31 protein-coding genes are annotated in these 26,406 nt (G+C 63.9%); 17 read left to right on the top strand and 14 right to left on the bottom strand.

The genetic code is table 11. The annotated features are described in order from the left end of the window. Window positions 1-18: 18 nt before the first annotated feature. A complete protein-coding gene (locus ACSSV4_RS14125; protein WP_454275772.1) occupies window positions 19-213 on the bottom strand; it encodes a SlyX family protein in 195 nt (64 codons plus the stop codon). Between the two features lie 121 nt (window positions 214-334). Here ACSSV4_RS14125 and hisS point away from each other — a divergent pair, with 121 nt between their 5' ends. From hisS to hisG, 3 genes are read left to right on the top strand one after another with little or no spacing between them, the layout of a single operon-like run. After that, on the top strand, window positions 335-1,873 hold the full coding sequence (gene hisS, locus ACSSV4_RS14120; protein WP_454275771.1) for a histidine--tRNA ligase: 1,539 nt from the start codon (window positions 335-337) through the stop codon (window positions 1,871-1,873). Then, window positions 1,873-2,958, top strand: a complete 1,086-nt coding sequence (locus ACSSV4_RS14115; RefSeq protein ID WP_454275770.1) for an ATP phosphoribosyltransferase regulatory subunit — start codon at window positions 1,873-1,875, stop codon at window positions 2,956-2,958. The genes hisS and ACSSV4_RS14115 overlap by 1 nt, the downstream gene beginning before the upstream one ends. Continuing rightward, entirely contained in the window at window positions 2,955-3,650 is a 696-nt protein-coding gene (gene hisG, locus ACSSV4_RS14110; RefSeq protein ID WP_454275769.1) for an ATP phosphoribosyltransferase, read from the top strand. Before ACSSV4_RS14115 ends, hisG begins: the two co-directional genes overlap by 4 nt. 105 nt (window positions 3,651-3,755) lie before the next feature. Here hisG and ACSSV4_RS14105 read toward each other — a convergent pair whose 3' ends face one another. The 3 genes from ACSSV4_RS14105 to ACSSV4_RS14095 form a co-directional block, all read right to left on the bottom strand. Continuing rightward, the gene (locus ACSSV4_RS14105; protein WP_454275768.1) at window positions 3,756-4,346 is read right to left on the bottom strand and encodes an outer membrane protein; all 591 of its coding nucleotides are present in this window, start codon (window positions 4,344-4,346) and stop codon (window positions 3,756-3,758) included. A 295-nt stretch (window positions 4,347-4,641) separates the two neighbouring features. Beyond that, window positions 4,642-5,286, bottom strand: a complete 645-nt coding sequence (locus ACSSV4_RS14100) for an outer membrane protein (protein WP_454275767.1) — start codon at window positions 5,284-5,286, stop codon at window positions 4,642-4,644. Window positions 5,287-5,413: 127 nt separating this feature from the next. Next, a complete protein-coding gene (locus ACSSV4_RS14095) occupies window positions 5,414-6,667 on the bottom strand; it encodes an FAD-dependent monooxygenase (RefSeq protein WP_454275854.1) in 1,254 nt (417 codons plus the stop codon). Window positions 6,668-6,718: 51 nt separating this feature from the next. Here ACSSV4_RS14095 and ACSSV4_RS14090 point away from each other — a divergent pair, with 51 nt between their 5' ends. Then, window positions 6,719-8,056, top strand: coding sequence for an amidase (locus ACSSV4_RS14090; protein ID WP_454275766.1), 1,338 nt, complete (start codon window positions 6,719-6,721; stop codon window positions 8,054-8,056). Window positions 8,057-8,130: 74 nt separating this feature from the next. On the opposite strand, the gene ACSSV4_RS14085 is transcribed toward ACSSV4_RS14090, so the two are convergent. From ACSSV4_RS14085 to hisF, 3 genes are read right to left on the bottom strand one after another with little or no spacing between them, the layout of a single operon-like run. Continuing rightward, a complete protein-coding gene (locus ACSSV4_RS14085; protein ID WP_454275765.1) occupies window positions 8,131-8,421 on the bottom strand; it encodes a Dabb family protein in 291 nt (96 codons plus the stop codon). Window positions 8,422-8,424: 3 nt separating this feature from the next. Then, the gene (locus ACSSV4_RS14080; protein ID WP_454275764.1) at window positions 8,425-8,739 is read right to left on the bottom strand and encodes a phosphoribosyl-ATP diphosphatase; all 315 of its coding nucleotides are present in this window, start codon (window positions 8,737-8,739) and stop codon (window positions 8,425-8,427) included. Then, window positions 8,736-9,524, bottom strand: coding sequence for an imidazole glycerol phosphate synthase subunit HisF (hisF, locus tag ACSSV4_RS14075; protein WP_454275763.1), 789 nt, complete (start codon window positions 9,522-9,524; stop codon window positions 8,736-8,738). The genes ACSSV4_RS14080 and hisF overlap by 4 nt, the downstream gene beginning before the upstream one ends. Before the next feature lie 102 nt (window positions 9,525-9,626). Here hisF and ACSSV4_RS14070 point away from each other — a divergent pair, with 102 nt between their 5' ends. Further along, complete coding sequence (locus ACSSV4_RS14070) at window positions 9,627-10,079, top strand: DUF302 domain-containing protein (RefSeq protein ID WP_454275762.1); 453 nt, start codon at window positions 9,627-9,629, stop codon at window positions 10,077-10,079. 10 nt (window positions 10,080-10,089) lie between these two features. Here ACSSV4_RS14070 and hisA read toward each other — a convergent pair whose 3' ends face one another. Continuing rightward, window positions 10,090-10,812 carry a 1-(5-phosphoribosyl)-5-[(5-phosphoribosylamino)methylideneamino]imidazole-4-carboxamide isomerase gene (hisA, locus tag ACSSV4_RS14065; protein ID WP_454275761.1) on the bottom strand — a complete coding sequence of 241 codons (723 nt, stop codon included), beginning with the start codon at window positions 10,810-10,812 and terminating at the stop codon, window positions 10,090-10,092. Window positions 10,813-10,949: 137 nt separating this feature from the next. On the opposite strand from hisA, the gene ACSSV4_RS14060 reads away from it, so the two are divergent. The 3 genes from ACSSV4_RS14060 (at window position 10,950) to ACSSV4_RS14050 (ending at window position 12,352) form a co-directional block, all read left to right on the top strand. Next, on the top strand, window positions 10,950-11,339 hold the full coding sequence (locus ACSSV4_RS14060; protein ID WP_454275760.1) for a DUF2147 domain-containing protein: 390 nt from the start codon (window positions 10,950-10,952) through the stop codon (window positions 11,337-11,339). Window positions 11,340-11,393: 54 nt separating this feature from the next. Beyond that, entirely contained in the window at window positions 11,394-11,831 is a 438-nt protein-coding gene (locus tag ACSSV4_RS14055; RefSeq protein ID WP_454275759.1) for a VOC family protein, read from the top strand. A 128-nt stretch (window positions 11,832-11,959) separates the two neighbouring features. Further along, complete coding sequence (locus ACSSV4_RS14050) at window positions 11,960-12,352, top strand: DUF2147 domain-containing protein (protein WP_454275758.1); 393 nt, start codon at window positions 11,960-11,962, stop codon at window positions 12,350-12,352. Here the strand turns inward: ACSSV4_RS14050 and hisH are convergent. Further along, window positions 12,349-12,987, bottom strand: coding sequence for an imidazole glycerol phosphate synthase subunit HisH (gene hisH / locus ACSSV4_RS14045; protein ID WP_454275757.1), 639 nt, complete (start codon window positions 12,985-12,987; stop codon window positions 12,349-12,351). The genes ACSSV4_RS14050 and hisH overlap by 4 nt on opposite strands. Before the next feature lie 3 nt (window positions 12,988-12,990). After that, window positions 12,991-13,578: an imidazoleglycerol-phosphate dehydratase HisB gene (gene hisB / locus ACSSV4_RS14040; RefSeq protein ID WP_454275756.1), complete on the bottom strand. Its 588-nt coding sequence runs from the start codon at window positions 13,576-13,578 to the stop codon at window positions 12,991-12,993. 174 nt (window positions 13,579-13,752) lie between these two features. On the opposite strand from hisB, the gene ACSSV4_RS14035 reads away from it, so the two are divergent. Next, window positions 13,753-15,075: an NAD(P)-dependent oxidoreductase gene (locus tag ACSSV4_RS14035; RefSeq protein WP_454275755.1), complete on the top strand. Its 1,323-nt coding sequence runs from the start codon at window positions 13,753-13,755 to the stop codon at window positions 15,073-15,075. Between the two features lie 22 nt (window positions 15,076-15,097). Next, the gene (gene preA / locus ACSSV4_RS14030; protein WP_454275754.1) at window positions 15,098-16,402 is read left to right on the top strand and encodes an NAD-dependent dihydropyrimidine dehydrogenase subunit PreA; all 1,305 of its coding nucleotides are present in this window, start codon (window positions 15,098-15,100) and stop codon (window positions 16,400-16,402) included. Between the two features lie 52 nt (window positions 16,403-16,454). Here the strand turns inward: preA and ACSSV4_RS14025 are convergent, their stop codons facing one another. The 3 genes from ACSSV4_RS14025 to ACSSV4_RS14015 all read right to left on the bottom strand — a co-directional run bounded on the left by ACSSV4_RS14025 (window position 16,455) and on the right by ACSSV4_RS14015 (window position 18,056). Further along, entirely contained in the window at window positions 16,455-16,685 is a 231-nt protein-coding gene (locus ACSSV4_RS14025) for an N-(5'-phosphoribosyl)anthranilate isomerase (protein WP_454275753.1), read from the bottom strand. 24 nt (window positions 16,686-16,709) lie between these two features. Beyond that, the gene (locus ACSSV4_RS14020; protein WP_454275752.1) at window positions 16,710-17,330 is read right to left on the bottom strand and encodes a TetR family transcriptional regulator C-terminal domain-containing protein; all 621 of its coding nucleotides are present in this window, start codon (window positions 17,328-17,330) and stop codon (window positions 16,710-16,712) included. Between the two features lie 81 nt (window positions 17,331-17,411). Next, window positions 17,412-18,056, bottom strand: coding sequence for a TetR family transcriptional regulator C-terminal domain-containing protein (locus tag ACSSV4_RS14015; protein WP_454275751.1), 645 nt, complete (start codon window positions 18,054-18,056; stop codon window positions 17,412-17,414). A gap of 138 nt (window positions 18,057-18,194) precedes the next feature. On the opposite strand from ACSSV4_RS14015, the gene ACSSV4_RS14010 reads away from it, so the two are divergent. Both ACSSV4_RS14010 and hydA read left to right on the top strand, forming a co-directional pair. Continuing rightward, on the top strand, window positions 18,195-19,445 hold the full coding sequence (locus tag ACSSV4_RS14010; protein WP_454275750.1) for a Zn-dependent hydrolase: 1,251 nt from the start codon (window positions 18,195-18,197) through the stop codon (window positions 19,443-19,445). Window positions 19,446-19,525: 80 nt separating this feature from the next. Beyond that, a complete protein-coding gene (gene hydA / locus ACSSV4_RS14005) occupies window positions 19,526-20,989 on the top strand; it encodes a dihydropyrimidinase (RefSeq protein ID WP_454275749.1) in 1,464 nt (487 codons plus the stop codon). 29 nt (window positions 20,990-21,018) lie between these two features. On the opposite strand, the gene ACSSV4_RS14000 is transcribed toward hydA, so the two are convergent. Then, entirely contained in the window at window positions 21,019-21,432 is a 414-nt protein-coding gene (locus ACSSV4_RS14000) for a cupin domain-containing protein (protein ID WP_454275748.1), read from the bottom strand. Window positions 21,433-21,488: 56 nt separating this feature from the next. Between ACSSV4_RS14000 and ACSSV4_RS13995 the strand changes: the two genes are divergently transcribed. The 5 genes from ACSSV4_RS13995 to ACSSV4_RS13975 all read left to right on the top strand — a co-directional run bounded on the left by ACSSV4_RS13995 (window position 21,489) and on the right by ACSSV4_RS13975 (window position 26,393). Continuing rightward, window positions 21,489-22,295 (top strand): ABC transporter ATP-binding protein, encoded by an 807-nt coding sequence (locus ACSSV4_RS13995; RefSeq protein WP_454275747.1) that lies wholly within the window; start codon window positions 21,489-21,491, stop codon window positions 22,293-22,295. A gap of 198 nt (window positions 22,296-22,493) precedes the next feature. Continuing rightward, window positions 22,494-23,369, top strand: a complete 876-nt coding sequence (locus ACSSV4_RS13990) for an ABC transporter permease (RefSeq protein ID WP_454275746.1) — start codon at window positions 22,494-22,496, stop codon at window positions 23,367-23,369. Then, on the top strand, window positions 23,369-24,214 hold the full coding sequence (locus tag ACSSV4_RS13985) for an ABC transporter permease (protein ID WP_454275745.1): 846 nt from the start codon (window positions 23,369-23,371) through the stop codon (window positions 24,212-24,214). Before ACSSV4_RS13990 ends, ACSSV4_RS13985 begins: the two co-directional genes overlap by 1 nt. Window positions 24,215-24,246: 32 nt before the next feature. After that, window positions 24,247-25,239: an ABC transporter substrate-binding protein gene (locus tag ACSSV4_RS13980; protein WP_454275744.1), complete on the top strand. Its 993-nt coding sequence runs from the start codon at window positions 24,247-24,249 to the stop codon at window positions 25,237-25,239. Between the two features lie 194 nt (window positions 25,240-25,433). Then, window positions 25,434-26,393, top strand: a complete 960-nt coding sequence (locus ACSSV4_RS13975) for a DUF808 domain-containing protein (protein WP_454275743.1) — start codon at window positions 25,434-25,436, stop codon at window positions 26,391-26,393. Window positions 26,394-26,406: the final 13 nt, after the last annotated feature.

The following is a 26,406-nucleotide window of genomic DNA, read 5'->3' as shown; positions in this document are numbered from 1 at the left end:
GCCTTCACAGGCCACGTGTCAGTAATGCGGCGGGCGCTCGTCGCCCAAGTACACACTGCCTTCGCTGTCCTCGCGCCGTGCTGCCTCGCGCTCCAGCAGCATCTGGACACGCCCGCGCAGCCAGTCGATCTCGTGGTCCTGCCGCGCGATGACATCCGACAGGTCATCGACGCTGCGCATGAGATGGGCGATTTTCTCTTCCAGATCGGTCATGGCATCGCCTTACGCCGGCGCAGCCGCGCGGTCAATCATCGAGCAATCAACGGGGCCGCCTTGCCCCCGCGCAGCCCTTCGGCTAGACCGCGCCACGACAGCCGCCGCAAGGACGACACCCATGGCCAAGCCCAAGAAACAGCCCCGCCCCAAGGCTGAAACGCCCAAGGGGTTCCGCGATTATTTCGGCGCGGACGTGACCGAGCGCGCCGCGATGCTAAACGCCATCGCCGGGGTCTATCATCGCTACGGGTTCGACGCGCTGGAATCGGGCGCGGTCGAGACGGTCGAGGCCCTGGGCAAGTTCCTGCCCGACGTCGACCGGCCCAACGAGGGCGTCTTTGCCTGGCAGGACGAAGACGAGAAATGGCTGGCGCTGCGCTATGACCTGACCGCGCCCTTGGCCCGCGTCTACGCCCAGCACCGCAACGAGTTGCCGACGCCCTACAGGCGCTACGCCATGGGGCCGGTCTGGCGCAACGAGAAGCCGGGACCGGGGCGGTTTCGCCAGTTCTATCAATGCGATGCGGATACGGTGGGCACGGCGTCCATGGCGGCCGATGCCGAGATCTGCGCGATGCTGGCCGATGCGCTGGAAGAGGTCGGCATCCCGCGCGGCGATTACGTGGTGCGGGTGAATAATAGGAAGATTCTTGATGGAATTCTTGAGGGAGTTCTCGTTCAGAATAAAAAGACAGAAGTCTTGCCGAGAGATTTCAAAGAAGCGATGCAAACCAAGCTTAACGATTGGGATTTTGTCAGCCGAGACGCCGTTCTGAGGACTATCGACAAATTCGACAAAGTTGGAGCCACTGGAGTCATTGAACTATTGACCACCGGTCGAAAAGACCAGTCAGGAGCATTCATTGATGGTGTTGGGCTGTCCGAAGCTGATGCGCGCCGAATTATAGATTTCATGCAATCTAAAGGGCAAGACAACGCTAAGACAATTGCCAACTTAAGGACACTGATCGACTACTCCGAAATCGGTATGCAGGGCGTGGACGAACTCGAAGAGATCGCCACCCTCCTCGCCGCCCAAGGCTACGGCCCCAACCGCATCGTCATCGACCCCTCCGTCGTGCGCGGTCTTGGCTACTATACCGGCCCGGTTTTCGAGGCTGAGCTGACCTTTGAGATCCTTGATGAAAAAGGCCGCCCGAGGCAGTTCGGCAGCGTCGCCGGCGGTGGCCGCTATGACGATCTTGTGGCGCGCTTCACCGGGCAGCAGGTGCCCGCCGTAGGGGTCTCCATCGGCGTTGACCGGCTGTTGGCCGCGCTGCGCGAAAAGGGCCGAACGGGGGGCGAGGCGCAGGGGCCGGTGGTCGTCACAGTGATGGATCGCGATCGCATGGCCGATTATCAGGCGATGGTGGGCGAGTTGCGCCAAGCAGGCATCCGCGCCGAGGTCTATCTCGGCAACCCGAAGAATTTCGGCAACCAGATGAAATATGCCGACCGGCGCGGCAGCCCGGTGGCGATCATCGAGGGCGGCGACGAAAAGGCGCGCGGCGTGGTGCAGATCAAGGACCTGATCCTTGGCGCACAGATCGCCGAGAATGCCACATTAGAAGAATGGAAGGAACGCCCCAGCCAATACGAGGTGCCGCGCGATCAACTTGTTGAAAAGGTCCGCGAAATTCTGTCGAGGCAAGGCTGATGCCGGAACGTGCCGCGACCCTAGCCGAGGCTGCACGCCTGCGCGGCCTCTTTGAGGCGGCGGGCGCGCTGCCGGTCGAGACCTCGGTGCTGCAACCCGCCGAGGTGCTGCTTGATCTCTATGGCGAGGATATCCGTGCCCGCGCCTACGTGACCTCGGACGCGCTGCGCGGCGAGCAGATGCTGCGCCCCGATTTCACCGTGCCGGTGGTGCAGATGCATATGGAACACGGCGCCGAACCCGCGCGCTACACCTATTCCGGCGAGGTGTTTCGCCGTCAGGAAGAGGATGCCGCCCGCGCCAATGAATACACGCAGGTGGGGTTCGAGATTTTCGAACGCGACGCCCCCGAGGCAGCGGATGCCGAGGTGTTCTCGATGTTTTTCGACATCCTGCGCCCGCTCGGCCTGCGCGCGGCGACGGGGGATATCGGCATCCTGATGGCCGCGGTCGAGGGGCTGCGCACGGCTGAGCGGCGCAAGGCGGCGCTGAGGCGGCATATCTGGCGGCCCCGGCGGTTTCGCACGCTGATCGACCGGTTTTCGGGCAAGTCCCCGGTGCCCGAACAACGCGCGGCGCTTTTGGCCTCGGCAGACCCGATGGCCGGGGCGGAGCCGATAATCGGCATGCGCGGCCCGGATGAAATATCAAGCCGGATCAAGGCGTTGCGTGAGGACGCGCAGACCTCCCCGATCTCTGCCGCCGAGGTCGAACTGCTCGACGCGGTGCTGGCGGTGCGCGAGACCAGCGACAACGCGCTGGAACGGCTGCGCGACATCGCCGTGGACCTGCCCGCGATTCAAGCTGCGGTGGACCGTCTGGCGCGGCGGCTGGAGGCATTGCAGGCGCGCGGGCTGGACGTCACAAAGCTCGATTTCGAAGCCAGCTACGGGCGCACGCAAATGGAATATTATGATGGCTTTGTCTTTGGCTTCTATGCGGAAAGACGCCCCGACCTGCCCCCCGTCGCGACCGGCGGGCGCTATGACGCGCTGACCCGGCAACTGGGGCGCGGCCGAGAAATTCCGGCTGTGGGCGGGGTGATCCGCCCCGGTCTGGCGCTAAGCGTTGGGGGTGCGACATGACCCTGAAACTTGGCGTGCCGTCCAAGGGTCGGCTGATGGAAAAGACCTTTGACTGGTTCGGCAAGCACGGCATCGAACTGGGCCGCGCAGGATCAGAGCGCGAATATGCGGGATTTGTCCAAGGCATTGACAACGTTGAGCTTATCCTGCTGTCGGCCGGGGAAATCCCGCGCGAACTGGCCGCCGGACGCATTCATCTGGGCGTGACCGGCACCGATCTGGTGCGCGAGAAACTCGGCCAATGGGAAAACAAGGTCGGGGAACTGGCCGAACTGGGCTTCGGGCAGGCCGATCTGGTGCTGGCGGTACCGCGCTGTTGGGTCGATGTCAGCCATCTCGACGACCTCGACGCCGCCGCCGCCGCGTTCCGGCTAAAGCACGGATTTCGCTTGCGCATTGCCACGAAATATCACCGCCTCGTGCGCGATTTCCTGCGCGAGAACGGGGTTGCGGATTATCAGCTGGTCGACAGTCAGGGCGCGACCGAGGGCACCGTCAAGAACGAGACCGCCGAGGCGATTGCCGATATCACCTCGACCGGCGATACGCTGCGGGCAAACCATCTGAAGATACTGGAAGACGGCCTGATCCTGAAATCTCAGGCGACGCTCTTCAAGTCACGCGTGGCCCCGATGGAGGATGCCGACCGGCACACGCTGCGGGCGCTCAAGGACCGGCTGCGTCTGGACTGAGAGTCAGAGGCGGCTTGTCGAATTCAGCCGCTGACTGTCAAACGCGCGCAAAGCACAGAAAAGGGCGGCCCCGGCGGGCCGCCCTCTGCATTACATCAACCGCGATCAGAAGCGGAACAGCGCGCGCGCCTGAACGGTCGTCGCGTCGATATCCGTGCCCGAATTGTTGAAGCTGTCGAACTCGTGATACAGCGCCTCTGCACCAACCGAGAACTGCTCGGTTATCATGTGCTCATAGCCACCACCGACAAACCAGCCGTCATCGGTGCCTGCCGTTTCGGTACTGGCGAGGGCGTAGCCACCGGTACCGTAGAGCAGGCCTTGGCCGATCTTGTAACCCGCGCGTGCCTTGGCGCGGAACACTTCCTCGAGCGCGTTGTTGGCGCCGGCGTCGATATCGGCGAAGTCGTAATCAAGCCCGCCGCCAACGACCCATTGACCGAAATCGTAGTCATAGCCGCCGGTGAAACCGCCGATGATATCTTCATCGGAGCCCGAGGTGCTGGTATCGACGGAGCCATAACCGAGTTGCCCACCGCCATAGAAGCCGGTCCAGTTCGGCGAGGTCGGCGCGGCGGGCACGGGGGCCGGTCTGTTGATCACCGGTTCGGGTGCCGGTTCTGAAACATTGCCAGCAAAGGCAGGCGCAGTCACAAGGGCAGTTGCAGTCGCAAGTGCGGAGATTGTCTTGAGCATCTTCTTGTCCTTTCCAGATCTGTCACGTCCCTGATGGAACGATCAAGTTACGGTCATTGCCGCTGGAACGCATATGGCCTCTCCACCCACGGCATCAAGGGGCAACGGCTTGATGCAAGGTCACGATACTTTGAGTGGCAGAAATTCACCGAAATCAAGGGAGAAACCGGCGGATTTCCGCAGACTAGCGGCGGCGAGACACAGCCTCTGGTTGTACCTTGAATGATGGTGCCGAAACGATGGGGCGGGCACGCTGGAGGTCGCGCCCGCCCCGTTTGCCGCGGTCGCATCTCCGTCAGAAACGGTAGATGGCGCGGACCTGAATGGTGGTGGTGTCGATGTCGGTGCCGGAATTGTTGAAGCTGTCGAATTCGTGATAAAGCGCCTCGGCACCGACCGAGAACTGGTCGCTGACCATGTATTCATAACCCCCGCCGATGAACCAGCCATCGTCGGTCCCTGCGGTTTCGGTATTTGCGACGGCATAGCCGCCGGTGCCGTAGAGCAGCCCGCGCCCGATCTTGTAGCCGCCGCGCGCCTTGACGCGAAAGATCTCTTCCAGGGAATTGTTGGGCCCCGCGTCGATATCGGCGAAGTCGTAATCGAGCCCGCCACCGAGCACCCATTGGCCAAAATCGTGATCATAGCCCAAGGTGAAGCCGCCGATGATATCCTCGTCCGTGCCGGAGCGGTTGGTGTCGGTGATTCCAATGCCCGCCTGCACACCCCCGTAGAACCCCGTCCAGTCGACGGTGCCGCCGAATGGCGGCCGGCTCCGGGATGAGAGGGTGGAGATGCGGCTCTCGCCAGGGGTATCGAAGCTCAGTTCCGGGCTATTGGGGAAAAGCGGGGGAAGCGCGGTACCGCTCTCGGCAAAGACCGGGCTGGCGAAAAGAAGTGCCGTGGAGGTGACGGCAAGAAGCGGGGTTCTGGTGCGCATCTGTCTGGTCCTTTTGAGTTTTTCTCTCTGGAACCAAGATCGGGGTAGATGCTGTCCGGTGCAATGAACGAAGCGGTCGCGCGGCGTCAAGATGGGGTGAGGCGCGCGTGTGCAGCAGCCGTTGCTGTCAGCCTTTCATCAGCGCAGGCAACTCGCCGGTGAGCCCCGCCGCCTCGCGAATGAAGCCCCGGCGCAGGGCAGGCATCTGGCCAAGCGCCCCCATGCCGAGATCGCGCGCGGCGCGCACCAGCGGGTTGTCGTTGGAGAAAAGCCGATTGGTCAGATCCGTCGCCATCGCCAGCGTCGCGGTGTCAAACCGCCGCCATTGCTGGTAGCGCGCGAGCACGTCAGCGGCGGCGATATCCTCGCCCCGGCGCGCGGCCTCGGTCATCACCTGCGCCAGTGCGGCCACGTCGCGCAGCCCCGCGTTGAGCCCCTGCCCCGCGATCGGGTGCATCCCGTGGGCGGCGTCGCCGATCAGGGCGATGCGGCCGGCAACAAAGCTGTTCGCCACCGTCAGGCTGAGCGGATAGGTGTAGCGCTTGCCGCGCAGCTTGATGTCGCCGAGGAAATCGCCAAACCTTGGCCGCAGCACCTCCATGAACTCGGCATCTGGCAGCGCGGCAAAGCGCGCGGCGGTGGCGTCTGTCTCGCTCCAGACGATAGAGCTGACGTTGCCGGGCAGGGGCAGAATGGCCAGCGGGCCGGGCGGCATGAAGAATTGATGCGCGATGCCGTGATGCGGCAGGTCATGTTCGATGGCCGCGACAAGCGCAGTCTGGCCATAGCCCCACCCCGTCCGGCTGATACCTGCCCGCGCTGCGGTGCCCGAACCGCGCCCGTCCGCCCCGATAAGCAAGCGCCCGGAGAGCGCCTTTCCCGTGGCGAGCATGACAGAGACGCCGGTCGGGCCCACCTCCTGCGCCGTCACCGTGTCGTTCGACACCTGCTTGATCAGCGGTTCCTCGGCCATCGCCTCGATCAGCGCCCGGCGCAGGAAGCGGTCTTCGAGCATGTGGCCCATCGGCCCTTCCTCGATCTCGGCATGATCGAAATGCAGGAAGAACGGCGACGGGCCTTCGCCCGCGCGCCCGTCCGAGACCTTGATCTCCAGCATCGGCTGTGCGTTCTCCGCCACCCGCTCCCAGAGTCCGAGGTTGCGCAACAGCCGCACCGAGGCCAGCGCCAGCGCATAGGCGCGACCATCGAATGCGGCGTTCTTGCGGGTCGGCTCCGGCAGGGCGTCGATCACTGTAGAGGAAAGCCCCGCCTGTGCCGCGGCGAGCGCCAGCGCGGGGCCGTTCAGCCCCCCGCCGACGATCAGGATATCGCTGTCATGGTCCATGGCCCTCAATATGTCGGTGTGCACGGGATTGTCCATGCGCCGGTCTGCCGCTAGCACTGTTTTCAGCATAACACAGGGAGAGACATCATGCAGGCGTGGCTGAAAATGACGGCGGGCGATCTGGGGCGCGGCATTGGACGTGGTGAAATCGACCCCGAGGCGCTCTGCGATACCTACCTTGCCGCGATCAATGCCCACCCGCTGCGCGACCGCATCTACAGCGCGGTGACCGAGACCCGCGCCCGCGCCGAGGCCGCAGCAGCAGCGGCGCGGGCCAAGGCCGGGCATCGGTTGGGGCTGCTCGATGGCGTACCGATTAGCTGGAAGGATCTCTTCGACAGCGCGGGCATTGCGACCGAGGCGGGATCCGCGCTGCTCAGGGACCGCGTGCCCGGGCGTGATGCCGAAGTGCTGCGAAATGGCACGGCGGCGGGGCTCGTCTGCCTCGGCAAGACCCATATGAGCGAACTGGCCTTTTCCGGTCTCGGCCTCAATCCGATGACCGCGACACCGCCCTGCGTCAACAATGCGGACGCGGTGCCCGGTGGCTCGTCCTCCGGCGCAGCGACGAGCGTGGCCTTTGATCTGGCCGCCTGCGGGATCGGGTCGGATACCGGCGGCTCGGTGCGGATCCCGGCGGCCTGGAACGATCTGGTCGGGCTCAAGACCACCTCGGGCCGCGTGTCGCTGCAAGGCGTGGTGCCGCTCTGCCTGCGATTCGACACAGTGGGACCGCTGGCGCGCTCGGTCGAGGATGCCGCCCTGATGCTGGCCGCGCTCGACGGCGGCAAGGCGGCGGATTTGCTGGGCGTGTCGTTGCGCGGGTTGCGGTTTGCCGCGCTGCAAACGGTGGTGATGGACGATCTGCGCGAGGCCCCGGAGGCGGGCTATGCCGCGGCCTGCGCCCGGCTGCGCGACGCCGGTGCCGTGATCGAGAAGATCGAGGCCCCCGAAGTGGCCGAGGCGATGCCGCTCTCGCCCGCGCTCTTTTCCGGCGAGGCTTACGGGTTGTGGCGCGACGTGATCGAAGCTGACCCCGACAAGATGTTCGCCCCCATCCGCGAGCGGTTCCGGAGCGGCAAGGCGGTCTCGGCGGCCGACTACGTGGCGGGCTGGCACAAGCTCGAAGGGCTGCGCGCGGCGTGGCAGGCGCGGGTGGCGGGCTATGACGCGGTGCTGATGCCCACCGCCCCGAACCTGCCCCCCGATCATGCGCGGCTGATGGAGGATGAGGAGTATTACGTGACCGAGAATCTGCTGACGCTTCGCAACACCCGGGTCGGCAACCTGATGGGTCTCAGCGCCATGACGCTGCCCACGGGCGTTGCGTCCTGCGGGATCATGCTCTGCGGCAAGCCATTTCAGGAGGAGCGTCTGCTTCGGGTGGCGAAAGCGGTTGAAGACGTGCTCGCGTCCACCGATTGAGAGCCGGGCCCAAGAAAATTCGCGAATTTTCTTGGGCTTCGTTTTCTCGCGCAAAAATTCCGGAACCGGCTCGTTCAGCCCGCCTTGAAATCGGCAGCGATGCGCAACTCGCGCATTGGTCGCACCAGCGCTATGCATTCGGCATAGATCGGATGTGCCTTGTAGGCCGCAAGCGCCGCTTCATCGGCGAATTCGCCATAGACCACCAGATCGACCCGCTCTTGCGTAATCGCATCGCTTTGCAGGTTGCGCCCGACTTCGAAATGGCTCGAATGCGGGATATCGGCGAGCATCATAAGCCCCTCGCGGATGCGATCCACATCCTCGGGATTGGTGGCGGAAAAGAAGACGATATGGCGGATCATGGTCTAGTCTTTCGAACGAGAGGCTTTTTCAGAGAGGCCGGAGGTGCCCTGACGGCGGGCCAGTTCAGCCATCACGTCATCTAGCGCGACACCGCGCGATTGCAGCATGACCAGCAGGTGAAAAAGCACATCCGCCGCCTCGGAAGTCAGGCGGGCGCGGTCGCCCTTCACCGCCTCGATGATCGCCTCCACGGCCTCTTCGCCGAATTTCTCGGCGCATTTCTCTGGGCCCTTGGCAAGCAGCTTGGCGGTCCAACTGCTGTCGGGATCGGCGCTCGCGCGGGTGGCGATGGTGCGGGCAAGATCGTCGAGCGTCATGCCGCCACCCGCATCGGAATGCCTGCGGCGGCCATATGCGCCTTGGCCTCGGCGATGGTGTAGGTGCCGAAATGAAAGATCGAGGCGGCGAGGACCGCCGAGGCATGGCCCTCGGTCACGCCTTCCACCAGATGATCAAGCGTGCCGGCGCCTCCGCTCGCGATCACGGGCACGTCCACCGCATCGGCGATGGCGCGGGTCAGGGGGATGTTGAACCCCGCCTTGGTGCCGTCGCGATCCATCGAGGTGAGCAGGATCTCGCCCGCGCCCTTTTCCGCGACCAGCCGTGCGAACTCCACCGCGTCGATGCCGGTGGGCTTGCGGCCGCCATGGGTGAAAATCTCCCACTTGCCGGGGTCGCCCCGGAGGGGCGCGGGCGCACGCACAGTCTTGGCGTCGATCGCCACCACGATGCACTGGCTGCCAAAGCGGTCGGCGGCGCGGGCCACAACATCCGGGTCGGCCACGGCGGCGGAGTTGAAGCTGACCTTGTCCGCCCCCGCCAGAAGCAGCGCACGCACATCCTCCGGGCTGCGCACGCCGCCGCCCACGGTCAGCGGGATGAAACACTGCTCGGCGGTGCGGCGCACCACGTCGAACATTGTGCCCCTGTTCTCATGCGTGGCGTGAATGTCGAGGAAACACAGCTCATCCGCCCCCGCCGCATCATAGGCGCGCGCAGCGTCCACCGGATCGCCCGCGTCGCGCAGATCGACGAAATTTACGCCCTTGACCACGCGGCCATCGGCGACATCGAGACAGGGGATGATACGGGTCTTGAGCATATTGTCGCTGTTACAGGAATTTCACGGCGTTGTTTATGGGCTTTCAGATCAATATGCCAGAGGATGCACGCATTATCTGTTTATCAATCGAGGGAGTTTACCATGACGCGTTTTCTTGTCGCCGCCGCGATCACCCTGACCGCGATGCCCGCACTCGCCAGCAATGACGATATCGTCAAGGTCAAGTCCTCGGGCGATGTCGCCACAACCATGGATCGCCTTGAAGCAGCCGTGACCGGGGCGGGTGCCAATGTCTTTGCCCGCGTCGATCATGCGGCGGGTGCGGCCTCGGTGGACATGGACCTTGCTCCGACGCAGGTGCTGATCTTCGGCAACCCCAAGATCGGCACGCAGGCGATGCAGGACGACCCCGTGGCGGGGCTCTTCCTGCCGATGAAGGTGCTGGTCTATCAGGATGGCGCGGGCCAGACCTGGCTTGCCTATGAAGACCCCAAGGAAATGTTCGACGATCTCTCGATTTCGGACGATGCGGAATACCTCAAGATGATGAGTGGCGCGCTCGGCAAGCTGACGGGTAAAGCGGCGGGCCAGTAGGGCGTCGCGCTCAGGATTTGAGCGCGGCAAGCGCCGCCTTTAGGTCGAGTGCTCCGTCGTAAAGCGCCCGGCCCGAAATCGCACCGTTCAGCGACGCACCGCAGTCGCGTAGCGCGATCAGATCGTCGAGCGAGGACACCCCGCCCGAGGCGATGACCGGGATCGAGACGGCGCGGGCAAGCGCTGCCGTGGCCTCGACATTCGGCCCCTGCATCGCGCCGTCGCGGTTGATGTCGGTGTAGATGATCGCGGCCACGCCTGCATCCTCGAAGGATCTTGCCAGATCCGTGGCATCCACGTCGGTCTCCTCGGCCCAGCCCTTGGTCGCCACGAGGCCATTTCGCGCGTCGATGCCCACGGCGACCTGCCCGGGAAAGGTGCGCGCGGCCTCGCGCACCAGCGCCGGGTTCTCCACCGCCACGGTCCCGAGGATCACCCGCGCCAGCCCCTTTGACAGCCACGCCTCGATCGTGGCCATGTCGCGGATTCCGCCGCCCAGCTGCGCGGGCACGCGGCAGCGCTCCAGAATCGCCTCGACCGGGGCGGCGTTCACTGGCGCACCGGCAAAGGCCCCGTTGAGATCGACCAGATGCAGCCAGTCGCAGCCCGCCGCGACGAATTCCATCGCCTGCGCCGCCGGGTCGTCGTTGAACACGGTGGCCGCGCCCATGTCGCCGCGCAGCAGGCGCACGGCCTTGCCGTCCTTGAGGTCAATGGCGGGATAGAGGATCATGGGCCGAGCTCCGTGCAGGCTGTGACGCGTGCCCTTTGGCATGCACCCGCGCGAAATGCAACGCGACCCGACGTCAGACTTGATTTGACGCACCCGGTTGGCTCAGGCTCTGTTGCATATCTCAGGGAGGACGAGACATGCGTAAACTGGTGATGATGAGTGCGGCGCTGAGCCTGATGGGCGGGATGGCGATGGCCGAGCCGCTTCTGGGCACGTGGCAGACCGCCAAGGACGACAACGGCCATTCCGGGTTGATCGAGGTCACGCGTTGCGGCAACGCCCTTTGCGGCGAACTGGTGAAATCCTTTGACGAGAATGGTCAGGAAATGGCGAGCGACAATATCGGGCGCAACATTATTTCTGAGACTGTGCCGGTGGGCGGTGGCGAGTATGAGGGCAAGGTCTATTCCCCGGATCGCGACAAAACCTACAGTTCCAAGCTGGTGCTCGAGGGTGATCGGCTCAAGGTCAGCGGTTGTGTGATGTTCATTTGCCGCGATGGCGGAACCTGGCGGAAGGTAAAGTAACCCGGCGGAGTCCGACCGGTTTCGTGCGAGGCTGGTCTGCGGTACAGTCAAGGCATGACCGATCAGACCCTGCCCGACGTCGCCCCGCCCGCCGCCATCCTCGAAGCCGCGCTCTATGTCGATAACCTGGATGCGGCGGAGCGGTTCTATGGGGATGTGATTGGGCTGGAGCGGATCGTGCGGGTAGGCGCGCGGCACGTGTTCTACCGTGTGGGCGACGGCGTTCTGCTGATCTTCAACCCCGCAGAGACATGCAAGCCGCCGGGCAACCCGGCCATGCCGGTGCCACCGCATGGCGCACGCGGACCGGGGCATTTCTGCTTCGCGGTAGAGGGTGCGGCGCTTGACGACTGGTGCGCCCGGCTGGACGCGGCGGGGGTGGAAATCGAGGCGGATTTTCACTGGCCGAACGGCGCGCGCTCGATCTATTTCCGCGATCCGGCGGGGAACTCGCTGGAAATTGCAGAGCCGCGTCTCTGGATGCGTGAATAAGCGGCAGCAGAGCCCCGACATGCGCTGAAAGCCGCGCATATGCGCGGCTGTCAAGGGTGAAACGGCGATGACGAGTGCTTATCTGAGCCTAAGGGCGGGGATATCCATCCACCGTCAGGAGTACCGTCATGCGTTTGATTTTTATTGTTGCGATGATCACCGGCCTTGGCAACGTGGCCAGTTCCGACGAGGCGCTTGGCGTTTGGCAGACCGGCCCTGACAAGAAGGGACAGATTGCGCATGTCGAGGTCAGCCGCTGTGCCGAGGCGCTGTGCGGAAAGATCATTCGGACCTATGACGATGCGGGGCGCAAGATTTCGAGCCCCAATCTTGGCAAGCGTGTCTTCTGGGACATGACCAAGACAGGCGGCAACGTGTACAAGGGCCGCGCCTGGGTGCCAGCCCATGACCGGGAATATGCCGCGAAGATGAGGCTTGACGAGAACCGGCTCAAGGTCAGCGGTTGCCTCGGCCCGATATGTGAGAGCCAGAATTGGGCCCGGGTATCGTCGCCCAATTAGGGGGTCCAGGTCAGGAAATTGGCGATCAGGCGCAACCCGGTGGCCTGGCTTTTTTCAGGGTGGAACTGTGTGCCGACGATGGTGTCGCGCCCGACAACGGCGGTGACCGGCGCGCCATACTCGGCATGGGCCAGCAGATGCGCCGGATCCTCCACCCGGAAATGATAGGAATGCACGAAATAGGCATGATCTCCGGTCTCGATCCCGTCGAAAATGGCGTGCGGCTGGTCGATCACCAGATCGTTCCAGCCCATATGCGGCACCTTTAGCGCGGGGTCAGACGGCGCGATATGCTCGACCGTGCCGCCGATCCAGTCAAAACCGGCGGTTTCCTCGTACTCCATCCCGCGCGTCGCCAGCATCTGCATCCCGATGCAGATGCCCATGAACGGACGCCCGCCCCCGATCACCGCCTCCTCGATGGCCTCATAGACGCCGCGATGATCGTACAGTTCCTTGCGGCAGGCCGGAAACGCCCCGTCGCCCGGCAGCACGATGCGGTCCGCGCGCCGGATCACCTCGGGGTCAGAGGTGACGCTCACCTCACCGGCATCGGTCTCGCGCGCCATGCGCTGAAATGCCTTTTCCGCCGAGTGCAGGTTGCCGCTCTCGTAATCGACGATGACGGTGGTCATGGGTTACAAGCTGCCCTTGGTCGACGGGATTGCATCCGATTTGCGCGGATCGCTTTCCAGCGCCTCGCGCAAGCTGCGCGCCACCGCCTTGAACGCGGCCTCGGCCATGTGGTGGCTGTTGATGCCATGCAGCGCATCGACATGCAGCGTGATGCCGCCATGGGTGCTGAACGCCTGAAAGAACTCGCGCACCAGCTCCGTGTCGAACGTGCCGATCTTGGCCGTGGGCAGGTCCATGTTCCACACCAGATAGGGGCGCCCCGACAGATCGAGTGCAGCCCGCACCAGCGCGTCATCCATCGGCAAGAGGCACGCGCCATAGCGACGGATGCCACGCTTGTCGCCAATGGCGTGGCTCAGCGCCTGACCGAGCGCGATGCCCACATCCTCGACCGTGTGGTGATCGTCGATATGCAGATCACCCGTGCAGCGCACTCTCATGTCGACGAGCGAGTGCCGCGCAAGCTGGTCGAGCATATGGTCGAAGAAGCCGACTCCGGTCTGGTTGTCATACTGGCCAGTGCCGTCCACCGCGATCTCGACGGTGATCTCGGTCTCTGCGGTCTTTCGCGTGATCGTGGCGTTGCGCATGGGGCCTCCGCTGATGCTTGGGCGCTCTATACTGTGGGCGTGGCCTCAGGCCAAGAGGCAAGCGCGCATGCATGCGGTGACCGCGGCGCCGGCTCACGGGAATTAATTTTACCAATTGATAAAATTTAAGAACGTGCAATACTACCGTGAAGACCGCAAACAGTGGAGGATGCCATGCGTGACCGCACGCTCGCCCCCGGAGTTCAGCCAGCCCGGCTGGAGCCACAGCACTATCACGAGAATTTTTCCGACCTGCACCCGCCGCTCGACAGCCACGAGGCGCTGGTTGCCGCCGACAGGTGTTACTTCTGCCACGACGCGCCCTGTATCACGGCATGCCCCACGGACATCGACATCCCCCTCTTCATCCGGCAGATCGCCACCGGCACGCCCGAGGCTGCGGCGGAAACCATCCTGTCACAGAACATCCTCGGCGGCATGTGCGCCCGGGTCTGCCCCACTGAGACGCTGTGCGAGCAGGCCTGTGTGCGCGAGGCCGCAGAGGGCGAACCGGTGCGCATCGGGCAATTGCAGCGCTACGCCACCGACATTTTGATGGCGAAAGACGTGCATCCGTTCACCCGCGCAGCCCCGACGGGCAAGCGGATCGCGGTTGTGGGTGCCGGTCCGGCGGGGCTGTCCTGCGCGCACCGGCTGGCGATGAGGGGCCATGACGTGACCGTATTCGATGGACGCGCCAAGCCCGGCGGGCTGAATGAATTCGGCATTGCCGCCTACAAGGCGGTGGACGGCTTTGCCGAGCGCGAGGTCAACTGGTTGCTGCGGATCGGCGGGATCACGATCGAGACCGGCACGCGGCTGGGGCGCGAGCTGTCGCTGGACGCGTTGCGCGCGGATTACGACGCGGTCTTTCTCGGGCTGGGGCTTGGCGGGGTCAACGCGCTCGGGCTCGATGCCGAAGACCGCGAGGGGATGGGCGACGCCGTCGACTTCATCGCCGACCTGCGCCAGGCCGACGACCTGTCGCGCCTGCCGGTGGGGCGCGACGTGGTGGTGATCGGCGGCGGCATGACCGCCATCGACGCGGCTGTGCAGGCCCGGCTTCTGGGCGCGCTCAACGTCACGCTGGTCTATCGGCGGGGCCGCGACCGGATGAATGCCAGTGTCTTCGAGCAGGATCTGGCGACCGCGAAAGGCGTGCGCATCATCACCAACGCGCAGCCCGTCGCGATCCATGGCAATGGAGCGGTTCGCGAGGTCGAGTTCGAATTCACCGGCGACGATCTGACCCCGACCGGCCACTGCTTCCGGCTGCCCGCCGATCAGGTGTTGCGCGCCATCGGCCAGAGGCTGGAGGGCGATGATCTGCCCGAGCTTGAAGGTGGTAAGATCAGTGTCAGCGGCGCGGGCCGCACCAGCCTTGCCGGGGTCTGGGCCGGGGGCGACTGCGCGGCGGGCGGTGACGATCTGACCGTCACGGCGGTGGCCGAAGGGCGCGATGCCGCCGAGGATATTCACGCCAGCCTGATGGGCTGAGCACAGCAGGGAGATCAGCGAAATGGCCAATCTCGAAACAACCTTTGCCGGGATCAAGTCCCCCAATCCATTCTGGCTCGCCTCGGCACCGCCCACGGACAAGGAATATAACGTGCGCCGCGCCTTCGAGGCGGGCTGGGGCGGGGTTGTCTGGAAGACCCTCGGCGAGGCGGGGCCGCCGGTCGTCAACGTGAACGGGCCCCGCTATGGCGCGGTCTGGGGCGCGGACCGGCGGCTTCTCGGGCTCAACAATATCGAGCTGATCACCGACCGTCCGCTGGAGGTCAATCTCGAGGAGATGACCCGCGTCAAGCGCGACTGGCCCGACCGCGCGCTGGTCGCGAGCCTGATGGTTCCGGTCAACGAGGAAAGCTGGAAAGCCATCCTCGACAAGGTGCTGGAAACCGGCTGTGACGGGGTCGAGCTGAATTTCGGCTGCCCGCACGGGATGAGCGAGCGCGGCATGGGCAGCGCCGTGGGCCAGGTGCCCGAATATGTCCAGCAGGTCACCGAATGGTGCAAGACCCATTCCGATCTGCCGGTGATCGTCAAGCTGACCCCCAACATCGCCGACATCCGCAAGCCCGCGCAGGCAGCCAGGGCGGGCGGGGCCGATGCGGTCAGCCTAATCAACACGATCAATTCGATCACCGGGGTCGATCTCGACAGTTTCGCGCCGCAGCCCACGATCGATGGCAAGGGCGCGCATGGCGGCTATTGCGGTCCGGCGGTCAAGCCGATCGCGCTCAACATGGTGGCCGAGATCGCGCGCGACCCGGCCACGGCCGGACTGCCGATCAGCGGAATCGGCGGGATCACCACCTGGCGCGATGCGGCCGAGTTCATGGCGCTTGGCGCGGGGAACGTGCAGGTCTGCACCGCCGCCATGACCTATGGCTTCAAGGTGGTGCAGGAGATGATATCGGGGCTGAGCCAGTACATGGATGACAAGGGCTTTTCATCGGTGAACGAACTGGTGGGCCGCGCCGTGCCCAATATCTGCGACTGGCAGGATCTCAATCTCAACTATGTGACCAAGGCACGGATCGATCAGGCGCTTTGCATCAAATGCGGGCGCTGCTATGCGGCCTGCGAAGATACCTCGCATCAGGCAATCACCATGTCGGCGGATCGGGTTTTTGATGTTGATGACAGCGAATGCGTGGCCTGTAACCTCTGTGTGAATGTCTGCCCGGTCGAGGGCTGCATCACCATGGAAGAACTGGCACCAGGCGCGGTCGATGCACGCACCGGCAAGGTGGTCGAGGAACGCTATGCCAACTGGACGACGCATCCGAACAATCCGGGCACCTGCGCGGCGGAATGAGGCGAGAGATTTTTCACTGAAAAATCTTGCCAGAGAAAATTCGTGAATTTTCTCAAAAGAGAATGCGGATTGGGCCGTTGTGGCAGACCACGATATACTGATCCGCGGTCTCGATCAGGTGAAAGCCGCGCTGTCGAACCTCGCGCTGAAAGCGATCGCGCCCGACTTCGCGATCCACCCAGGGAATCGAGCGCCGCACCACGGCGCCCTTTTGGGCGGCCTTGGCCGCGAACATCTGGTTGAGCCAGTCCTCGGGCAGCGTTTTCCGGGTCATCATATGCATGGGCCGATCCTGCACCGCTGATGGTTAATGCGGGGTTAGCAGCCGCCGATAAAGCATGTCCAGATAGTCCGCCGCGCCATCACGATGCGGCCGATCCTGCATCAGCAGCTGCACCTGCGCCTCGAAATCCGCGTAGTGCTGTGTCGTAGCCCAGATCGAGAAGATCAGGTGCATCGGGTCGACAGCGGCCAGCTTACCGTCATTGATCCATCGCTCGATCTGGGCCGCGGTGCTGTCGACCAGCGGTTTCAGATCGCGCTCCAGATGCGGTCTGATGCGCGGCGCGCCTTGCAGGATTTCATTGGCGAAGAGTCGACTTTCACGGGGATATTTCCGGCTCATTTCCAGTTTGCGATGCACGTATCGCAGCAATTCCTCGCGCGGGTCGCCCGCAGGGTCGATATCGCGCATCGGATCCAGCCATGTCTCCATGAGCTGGTTGAGCAGGGTGACGTGGATCTCTTCCTTGCCGCTGAAATAATAGAGGATGTTGGGCTTGCTCAGGCCCGACCGCGCCGCGATCTGGTCCAGAGTCGTGCCGCGATAGCCATGCTGCGAGAACACATCAAGCGCCGCTTCCAGGATACGCTTGCGATTCTTTTTCTGGATCCGGCTGGGTTTGGGGTCCGGCTGGGCGTCGCTCATCAAAGGCTCCGTTTCAGGGCAGTCCTGCCAGACTGCGGCATTTGCAATGACGGAGAAAGCCCGATCGCGGGGCGGGACGGATCATGCCTCGCTGTCCGTCGCGCCGATCCCCTTCAGGATGATCGCCTTCACCGATGCTTTCGCGGCCTGCCATTGCGCCTCGCTCAACGGGAGACCGCCATTCAGTGTTTCGATCTGATGGCCGAAATCGGCGTAGTGCTGGGTGGTGGCCCAAAGCATATAGAGCAGATGGCGCGGGTCGATCGCATCCATCTGGCCCTCGTCTATCCAGCGCCGGATCACCCGAATCCGATCCTCGGTCCAGTCGATCAGCGTGGTCTCGAGATAGTCCTGAATGACCGGCGCGCGGTGCATGACCTCGGACGCCCAGACTTTCGATCCTGCCGGATGGCGTCGGCTGATCTCCATCTTTGCGTCGATATAGGCCCCGATCCCCTCGACCGGGCCGGACGCCGCATCGAAGATGTCCGCGGCCTTCAGCCAGTCCTGAAAGATGTTCTGGACGACCTGGCGATAAAGCGCTTCCTTGGTGGCAAAATAGTAATGCAGGTTCGCCTTGGGCAGGCCGGCCAGATCGGCGATGAGCTGCATGGTCGCCCCGCCAAACCCGGCCTCGGCAAAGACCTTCTCGGCGGCGTCAAGGATCTGCCGCTCGTTTTCCTGGCGGATGTCCTGCTTGCGCGGTGGGCGGTCGGTCTGCGACATGGTCGAAAAGCCTAGAAATTTCTTGACCGGTTGGTCAGCCTGTGATGCTCTGGTTTTTGACCATATGGTCAGGATGCAGCCGTTGGCAAGAGGGGGCCCGAGGGACCCCGGCGCGGCGACAGACAAGGGAGAGGCAATGTGACCGCACCGGGACCGAACCTGAATGTGAACGGCGATCGCCTGTGGGACAGCATCATGGAGATGGCCAAGATCGGCCCCGGCATCGCGGGCGGCAACAACCGTCAGACCTTGACCGATGAAGACGCCGAAGGGCGCGCCCTCTTTCAATCCTGGTGCGAGGCGGCGGGGCTCAGCATGGGCGTCGATGAGATGGGCAACATGTTCGCGCGACGCGAGGGCACCGACCCGCAGGCGCTGCCGGTCTATGTCGGCAGCCACCTCGACACACAACCCACGGGCGGCAAATACGACGGTGTGCTGGGCGTGCTGGCGGGGCTCGAAATCATCCGCACCCTCAACGATCTGGACATCAAGACGCGCCATCCCATAGTCATCACCAACTGGACGAATGAAGAAGGCACCCGCTTTGCCCCCGCGATGCTCGCCTCGGGTGTCTTCGCGGGCGTGCTGGAGCGCGACTGGGCCTACGACCGGGTCGATGCGCAGGGCAAGCGCTTTGGCGACGAGCTGGAGCGGATCGGCTGGAAAGGCCCCGAAAAGGTCGGCGACCGCAAGATGCACGCCTTTTTCGAGCTGCATATCGAACAGGGCCCGATCCTGGAGGCCGAGGGCCGCGAAGTGGGCGTCGTCACCCATGGGCAGGGCCTGCGCTGGATCGAATGCACGGTCACCGGCAAGGGCCAGCATACCGGCTCCACGCCGATGTATATGCGCCGCAACGCGGGCCGGGCATTGGCGCGGGTGACCGAACTGGTGCACGAGATTGCCCTGCAATATCAACCCAATGCCGTGGGCGCGATCGGTCAGATCGACGTCTACCCCAACAGCCGCAACATCATCCCCGAAAAGGTGGTGTTCACCGTGGATTTCCGTTCTCACGTGCTCGAGACGCTGGAGACGATGGTGACGGAACTGAACGAGACCGCGCCCGGCCTTTGTGCCGATGTCGGGGTGAATTTCAAATCCGAGGTGGTGGGCTTTTTTGATCCGCCCGCGTTTGATGAAACGCTGGTGGGGCGCGTCCGCGAGGCGGCGGACCGGCTGGGCTACAGCCATATGGACATCGTCTCGGGGGCCGGGCACGACGCCTGCTGGATCAACAAGGTCTACCCCACCACAATGGTGATGTGCCCCTGCAAGGACGGGCTGAGCCATAACGAGGCCGAGGAGATCACCCCCGACTGGGCGCGCGCAGGGGCGGATGTGCTGCTGCATGCAGTGCTGGAGACGGCGGAAATCGTGGACTGATTGGGGGCCAACCCCCAAACCCCCGGAGTATTTTCGGAACGATGAAGCCCCGGGAAGGCAGATAGACAGGGAGACATGACATGACCACCAAAGTCATCAAGAACGGCACCGTCGTCACCGCTGACCGCATCTGGAAGGCCGATGTGCTGATCGAGGGCGAGACCATCAAGCAGATCGGCCCTGACCTCAAGGGCGACGAGACGATCGACGCGACCGACGCCTATGTGATCCCCGGCGGTATTGACCCGCATACCCATCTGGAAATGCCCTTCATGGGCACAACCGCCGCCGAGACCTTCGAGACCGGCACTTGGGCCGCAGCCTGCGGCGGCACCACGATGATCGTCGATTTCTGCCTGCCGGGTGCCGATGGCAGCATCAAGAACGCGATCAACGAATGGCACCGCAAATCCGCGCCGCAGATCTGTTCCGACATCGGCTATCACATGGCGATCACCGGCTGGAACGAGACCATCTTCAACGAGATGAAGGATGCCGTCGACATGGGCGTCAATTCCTTCAAGCATTTCATGGCCTACAAGGGCGCGCTGATGATCGAGGATGACGAGATGTTCGCCTCCTTCAAGCGCTGCGCCGAACTGGGCGCGCTGCCGATGGTGCATGCCGAGAACGGCGATCTTGTGGCCGAGATGCAGGAGAAATATTTCAACCAGGGCATCACCGGGCCCGAGGGCCACGCCTATTCCCGCCCGCCCGAATTCGAGGGCGAGGCCGCCAATCGGGCGATCTGCATCGCCGATGCGGCGGGGGTGCCGCTCTATATCGTGCATGTCAGCTGCGAGCAGGCGCATGAGGCGATCCGGCGCGCCCGGCAAAAGGGCATGCGCGTCTATGGCGAGCCGCTGGCGCAGTTCCTCACGCTTGACGAATCCGAGTATTTCAACACCGACTGGGACCATGCCGCGCGCCGCGTGATGTCACCGCCGTTTCGCTCCAAGGAGCATCAGGACGGGCTCTGGGCCGGGTTGCAGGCCGGGTCGTTGCAGGTGGTGGCCACCGATCACGCGGCCTTCTCGACCGAGCAGAAACGCGCCGGGCGCGACGATTTCCGCCTCATCCCCAACGGCTCGAACGGGCTCGAGGAACGGCTGGCCGTGCTCTGGACGCATGGGGTCGAGACGGGCCGGTTGACGATGAACGAATTTGTCGCCGTCACCTCGTCCAATGTCGCCAAGATCCTCAACATCTATCCCAAGAAGGGCGCGCTCGTGGAAGGGGCGGACGCCGATATCGTGGTCTGGGATCCGAAGATCAGCAAGACGATCAGCCCCGCCAACCACCACTCGATCCTCGATTACAACGTCTTTGAGGGGTTCGAAGTGACGGCGCAGCCGCGCTATACCCTCAGCCGGGGCGAGGTGATCTGGGCCTGGGGGCAGAATTCGCAGCCGCAGCCCGGTCGGGGCCGGTTTGTCCCCCGCCCGGCCTTCCCCTCGGCGCACAAGGCGCTGTCGAAGTGGAAGGCGCTGACCGCGCCCAAGATGATCCAGCGCGATCCGCTGAACATTCCGGCGGGGATTTGATGGGCTTGGCCTGCGCAGACCGGGCCGCTCTAATCCGGCACCAGCGCGTCGAGATCCGGGAGCAGCACCACGCTTTCCTGCTCATGCGGGTCGGTGCGGGCGATGATCGCCTGCGCCGGCTCAAGGCCGGGATTGAACGGCAGATGCGGCACATCGGCCGGAATATAGACCATGTCGCCCGGCTCCGTTTCCATGCGATGTTCCAGCCGCTCGCCCCAATACATCACCGTGGTACCCGACAGCATGTAGATCGCGGTCTCATGGGTCGCGTGCTTGTGAGCCTTTGCCCGGCCACCGGGCGGAACCGTCAGAAAATGCATGCAGATCCCCTGCGATCCTGCGGTTTCCGTTGCAATTCCTTCGGAATATTCGAATCCTTGCTTGCCGTCATACGTCGCGGCGGGGCGCAACTTGAGGCAGGTCTTATGCGTCTTGTCGGTCATGGCGGGATCCTTTCGGAACGCGTGGACGGACCACATTACCGGAGAAGTGAACCACAATGAGAGCCCCTGAGGCAAATCAAACCGGAGCGAGCGTCATTTCAGCAGTTGATCTGAGCCTGACCTTTCAGACGGGCGATGGCCCGGTGCATGCGCTCAAGGATGTGAACCTCGACGTGAACAAGGGCGATTTCGTCAGCTTCATCGGTCCGTCGGGCTGTGGCAAGACGACCTTCCTGCGCTGCATGGCCGATCTGGAGCATCCCACCGGCGGCAGCATCACCGTCAACGGGGTGAGTGCCGAAGAGGCGCGGCGCAACCGGGCCTATGGCTATGTGTTTCAGGCGGCGGGCCTTTATCCCTGGCGCACGATTGGCGGCAATATCCGCCTGCCACTGGAGATCATGGGCTATGATCGCACAGAGCAGGCCCGGCGCGTCGGCGAGGTGCTCGAACTGGTCGATCTCGCGGGGTTCGAAAAGAAATTCCCCTGGCAGTTGTCGGGCGGCATGCAGCAGCGCGCCTCGATCGCCCGCGCGCTCGCCTTTGATGCCGACATCCTGCTGATGGACGAGCCCTTCGGTGCGCTTGACGAGATCGTGCGGGATCACCTGAACGAGCAGCTGTTGCAGCTTTGGGACCGCACCGACAAGACCATTTGTTTCGTCACCCACTCGATTCCCGAGGCGGTCTATCTGAGCACGCGCATCGTGGTCATGAGCCCGCGCCCCGGCCGCATCACCGATGTGATCGAAAGCCCGCTGCCGAAAGAGCGCCCGCTCGATATCCGCGAGACGCCCGAGTTTCTGGAGATCGCCCACCGGGTACGGGACGGGCTGCGCGCGGGGCATGGCGATGAGGTCTGAGACCGCAAGCCATGGCAACGCCCCCTCCCCAGAGACGGGGAGAGGGGTCTTCACCGTTCACGGTCATCGGCTCTCCAGCCTGTACCGTGCCGCCAGAAAACCACCAATTCCTTTCATCGTTCTTAAAATACTCAAACTCCGCGCTCGATTTCAGCGCTGCGATTTGAGTATTTTGAGAACAGTGAAGGCAGAGGGGGCATGATGCGCAACCTCCTGCCCATTCTCACCATCGTCGCCGCGATTCTCGTGATCTGGTATGCCGCCGCCGTGGCGCTCAATGCCCAATGGGTGCGCGATCAGGCGACGCGGGCGGGGCAGGAGTTGAGCCTGCCCGCGCTGGTCGAGGCGACCTGGAGCCAGGACAAGCCCAAGCTGCCCGCGCCGCATCAGGTGGCGGTCGAGATCTGGCAGACCACTGGCGCGATGGTGCTGGCCGGGCGCGGTTTTTCCAAGCGCTCGCTGTTCTATCACAGCTGGATCACATTCAGTTCCACCGCGCTCGGCTTTCTTCTCGGAACCGCGCTCGGCATCGCGCTCGCCATCGGCATCGTCTACAACCGGACCATGGACATGTCGGTGATGCCTTGGGTGATCGCGTCCCAGACCATCCCGATCCTCGCCATCGCGCCGATGATCATCGTGGTGCTCAATGCCGTGGGCATTTCGGGGCTGCTGCCCAAGGCGATGATCTCGATGTATCTGAGCTTCTTTCCCGTGGTGGTGGGCATGGTGAAGGGGCTGCGCAGCCCCGGTGCCATGCAGCTCGACCAGATGCGGACCTGGAATGCCAGCCCGGCGCAGACCTTCTGGAAACTGCGGCTGCCCTCGTCGATGCCCTATCTCTTCACCTCGCTCAAGATTGGCATGGCGGCGAGCGTGGTGGGCGCGATCGTGGGTGAATTGCCCACCGGGGCGGTGGCGGGGCTGGGTGCGCGGTTGCTGGCGGGCAGCTATTACGGTCAGACCATCCAGATCTGGAGCGCGCTGATCATGGCGGCGACGCTGGCGGCGGTTCTGGTCGGGCTGATCGGGCTGGTGCAGCGCATGACCCTCAGACGCATGGGGATGGCGTGATGGGCTGGCTTGTCTTCGGTCTGCTGGCCTGGGCGGTCGGATGGTGGATCAATCATCGCCTGTCGCACCGCCCAGCGACGCGCGCCACCCGGCTGGCCGTGCCGACAGTCTTCGGGATCACCATCATCCTGATCTGGGAATCGCTGGTCCGCGGCCTGGGGATTTCGCCGGTGCTCTTGCCGCCGCCCACGCAGATCGCCGTGACCTTCGCCGCGAAATCCCACATTCTGTGGCAGGATTTCGTGCAGACCGTCATCAAGGGCGCGCTCACCGGCTATGTGCTGGGTTGCGGCGCGGCGTTCCTGACGGCGGTGGCGATCGACCGATTTCCGTTTCTCAAGCGGGGCCTGTTGCCGGTCGGCAATTTCGTGGCCGCCCTGCCGATCATCGGCATGGCCCCGATTCTGGTGATGTGGTTCGGTTTTGATTGGCAATCCAAGGCGGCGGTGGTCGTGGTGATGGTGTTCTTTCCGATGCTGGTCAACACCGTGCAGGGCTTGCAGGAGGCGGGTGCGATGCAGCGCGACCTGATGCGCACCTATGCGGCGGGCTATGGTCAGACCCTCGTCAAGCTGCGCCTTCCCGCCGCCATGCCCTTTGTGTTCAACGGGCTCAAGATCGCCTCGACGCTGGCGCTGATCGGGGCCATCGTGGCCGAGTTCTTCGGCTCTCCGATCAAGGGCATGGGCTTTCGCATCTCGACCTCGGTGGGCCAGCTGGCGCTCGATCTCGTGTGGGCCGAGATCGTGATTGCGGCGGTTGCCGGTTCGGCCTTCTATGGCGCGGTTGCGCTCCTGGAGAAACGCGTGACATTCTGGCACCCATCGCAACAGGGCCGTTCATGACGTAAACTAGAACCACAACAAGGGAGACCGACATGAAGACATTGGCAACAACGATTGGCCTCGCCACGGCAGGGCTGTGGTCGGGCATGGCGCAGGCCGCAGATGACCTGACGCTGCAACTCAAATGGGTCACGCAGGCGCAGTTCGCGGGCTATTACGTGGCGCAGGATCAGGGCTTTTACGAGGAAGAAGACCTCGACGTCACGATCAAGCCCGGCGGCCCCGATATCGCACCCACGCAGGTGATCGCGGGCGGCGGCGCGGATGTCACCGTGGAATGGATGCCCGCCGCCCTCTCGGCGCGTGAAAAGGGGCTGCCGCTGGTCAATATCGCGCAGCCGTTCAAATCCTCCGGGATGATGCTGACCTGCCTCAAGAGCACCGGCGTCGAGACACCCGAGGATTTCCCCGGCCGCACCCTGGGCGTGTGGTTCTTCGGCAACGAGTTCCCGTTCCTGAGCTGGATGAGCCAGTTGGGCATCCCCACGGACGGGGGCGAGGATGGCGTGACCGTGCTCAAACAGGGCTTCAACGTCGATCCGCTGTTGCAGAACCAGGCCGATTGCATCTCCACCATGACCTATAACGAGTATTGGCAGGTGATCGACGCCGGCATCTCGCCGGACGAGCTGATCACCTTCAAATACGAGGATCAGGGCTCGGCGACGCTGGAAGACGGGCTCTATGTGCATGAGGACAAGCTGTCCGACCCAGAGGAGGTGGACAAGCTGGTGCGCTTTGTGCGGGCCTCGATGAAAGGCTGGAAATGGGCCGAGGAGAACCCCGAGGAGGCAGCGATGATCGTGCTCGACAACGATGCCACCGGCGCGCAGACCGAAAAGCATCAGACGCGGATGATGCAGGAGATCGCCAAGCTGACCTCCGGGTCGAACGGCGCGCTCGATCCGGAGGATTTCGAACGCACGGTCGAGTCGCTGCTGTCGGGCGGCTCGGATCCGGTGATCACCAAGCATCCGGGCGACGCGGCCTGGACGCATGAGATCACCGACAAGGCGCTGAACTGAGCGGCTGGCGTGGTGCCGCTCCGGTCCCAAGCCGGGGCGGTCTGTCAGGCCTCTTGTCCAAAACCGACCATGATCCAGTCGCCTGCCTCGGCGCAGTCGGCTTGAACGCGACCGGAAACTGCGACATCGTCGCCTGACCGTCTCGAACTGGGACAGGGCGGCAGTCAGAGCAGCGAACCAAGGCAGGGAATGGCATGAGCGGATTACTGGCGCTTTTTGACGACGTGGCGGCGATCGCGAAGCTGGCGGCCACGCAGCTCGACGATGTGGCCGCACAGGCGGGCAAGGCCGGGACCAAGGCCGCCGGTGTGGTCATTGACGACGCCGCCGTGACGCCGAAATACGTCACCGGCCTGCCCGCCGCGCGCGAATTGCCGATCGTGTGGAAGATCGCCCGCGCGTCGTTTTTCAACAAGCTGGTGATCCTCTTGCCGGTGGCCTTGCTGTTGAATGCCTTTCTGCCCTGGATGCTGACGCCGCTCCTGATGCTTGGCGGGGCGTATCTGAGTTTCGAGGGCGCCGAGAAGGTCTGGCATCTGATCGTGCCGCACAAGGATCACGGACCGCAGCAGGCCAAGACGCTCGATGCCGCGCATCTCGAGGAGAAGCGGGTGAAAGGCGCGATCAAGACCGATTTCATCCTGTCGGCGGAGATCATGACCATCTCGCTCGCGCAGATCGAGATCGACAGTTTCTGGATCGAGGCCGTGGCGCTGGCGGTGGTGGCCATCGGTATCACGGCGCTGGTTTATGGGGCCGTGGCGCTCTTGGTCAAGGCCGATGATTTCGGGCTTTTCCTGAGCGCACAAGGACGCCTCGCCCTGTCACGGGCCTTGGGGCGCTGGATCGTCAAGTCGATGCCCGCGGTGATGGTGGGAATCGCCACCATCGGCACCGTCGCGATGCTCTGGGTCGGGGGCAGCATCCTCGTGCACGGGCTCCACGATCTGGGCTGGCATCTGCCTTACGAGGTGATCAAGCACGCGGCGGCCCGGGCCGCCGAGGCCGCAGGCACCGGCGCGGGCTTTGTAACCTGGGCGGTGACTGCCACGATGGACGGCATCATCGGGCTGTCCACCGGGCTTCTGCTGATGCCGGTTGTCACCCGCGCGATCGTTCCGGTCTCCGCTTGGCTGTTTCCGGAAAAGGCGTGATGCAGTGCCCCGG

Source organism: Roseovarius sp. MBR-154, from assembly GCF_053628595.1.
Note: the sequence above shows the minus strand (reverse complement) of the source record. Positions and strands in the feature narration are given on the sequence as shown.